The 1,736-nt window shown below is 59.5% G+C and carries 3 protein-coding genes; 1 reads left to right on the plus strand and 2 read right to left on the minus strand.

The genetic code is table 11. The annotated features are described in order from the left end of the window. Positions 1 to 271 (plus strand): LysR substrate-binding domain-containing protein (locus tag AC1DWI_RS21850; protein ID WP_477725753.1); only part of this gene is annotated, 271 nt, incomplete at its 5' end. 55 nt (positions 272 to 326) lie between these two features. On the opposite strand, the gene AC1DWI_RS21855 is transcribed toward AC1DWI_RS21850, so the two are convergent. After that, positions 327 to 806 (minus strand): response regulator, encoded by a 480-nt coding sequence (locus AC1DWI_RS21855; protein ID WP_477725754.1) that lies wholly within the window; start codon positions 804 to 806, stop codon positions 327 to 329. After that, positions 803 to 1,736 (minus strand): ATP-binding protein (locus AC1DWI_RS21860; RefSeq protein WP_477725755.1); only part of this gene is annotated, 934 nt, incomplete at its 5' end. The genes AC1DWI_RS21855 and AC1DWI_RS21860, both read right to left, overlap by 4 nt.

Genomic DNA, 1,736 nt, shown 5'->3' on the forward strand with positions numbered 1-1,736 from the left:
AGGCAAGGCGCTGGAGGTGGCGACCAGCGGTGGATATTGCTGCTCGGAAGACCTGCTGGGTGGGGTGACGCTGGCCCGGCATGGCGCGGGCCTGCTGCAGACTTACCGTTTTATCGTCGAGGAAGACTTGCGCCAGGGCCGGCTGCAAGAGGTGTTGCAGCCTTTTGCGGGGCGGTCCCGGCCATTTTCACTGCTGTACCCGCATGGTCGGCACGTGCCCTTGCGGGTGCGCTTGTTCATCGACTTCCTGCTTGAAAAGCTCAAGCAGTAAATGCGGGCCGCAGACTAGAGGGATGGGCCTGGCCGCCTGGTCCAGCCAGACGCTATTAGCGGCTTCGCGCTTCGTCGGTTTCTGCGGTGCTCTGTTGCATGGCCAGCTCCAGCAGCTTGCTGTAGTTTTCCAGCTTTTTATACAGCAGGCGCACTTCCAGCGCATTGTGGATGCGCGTCTTGACTTCGACCAGGTCAAACGGTTTGCTGATGAAATCCTTGGCGCCGGCCTGCAAGGCGCGCAGCTYGTGGGCCGGCTCCGCGGTCAGCACGATGACAGAGAGGTATTTATCGTGCTGGTCTTCCTTGAGTGCTTCCATCACCTGGAAGCCGTCCATGCCGGGCATTTTCAGGTCGAGCAGGATCAGGTCGAAGCGGTGCTCTGCGTGCAGCGCGGCTACCTCCAGCGAATTCATGGTGGATCTGACCTGGGTATAGCCGGCGCCTGCCAGCAACTGCTCGAGTAACTGCACATTGACGGGCTGGTCGTCCACCACCAGGATGCTGCCGTTCAGGATGTCGAATTCGGTGTTCATGCGGTTTTTTCTGGCACGGGGGCCTGCATGGACTTTGTTTTGGAAAATGCCAGCGCCAAATCCAGGGTGTCCATGAACTCATTGATCCTGATGGGCTTGGTGAGGTAGCGAAAGAAGCCGGCTTCCATGCCTTTTTCAATGTCACGAGGTATGGCATTGGCGCTGAGCGCCACCACCGGAATGTGTGCAGTCAACGGATCGGCACACAGAATCTGTACCGCCTTGATGCCGCTGATGCCCGGCAGGTTGATGTCCATCAGGATGATGTCCGGCTGCGAGGCCTTGGCCATCGCGATGCCGCTGATGCCGTCACGGGCCGACAGCAGCCGGATGTCGGAGCGGCGCGCGATGAGGTCTTCCACCAGCATCAGGTTGGCGGGGTTGTCTTCTACATACAAAAGGGTGTGGGCGCGGGGATCTGTAGGCACCTGGCGTTGCAAGGCCGGGGCCAGGGTTGCCAGTTCGGGGTGGAATTCCCGCTGTTCGGTGACGTCCATTTCAATCCAGAACACACTGCCTTTTCCGACAACGCTTTCCACGCCGATGACGCCACCCATCAGCTCAACCAGCCGCTTGGTCATTACCAGGCCAATGCCCGTGCCCTGTTCGGTATTGGCCTCCTGGCCCAGGCGATTGAAAGGCTGGAAGAGCTGGTCGATCTTGGCCGGATTCAGGCCTTCGCCCGTGTCCTCAATGCAGATACGGATGCGCTTTTGCGGCAGATCCACGCAGTTGAGCACGACTGTTCCGCTGCTGGTGTTGTATTTGATGGCGTTCGACAGCAGGTTGATCAGTACCTGCTTGAGCCGGGTGCGGTCGGCATTCACGAAGCAGGGCACAGGGAATTTCGGAAACGTCACGGTAATGCCGCGTTTGCCGGCCTGTGACTCGACCATCGTTTCGCATTCAAGCATGACCTCGGCCAGCGAC

This window comes from Polaromonas sp. P3_C2, from assembly GCF_056402675.1.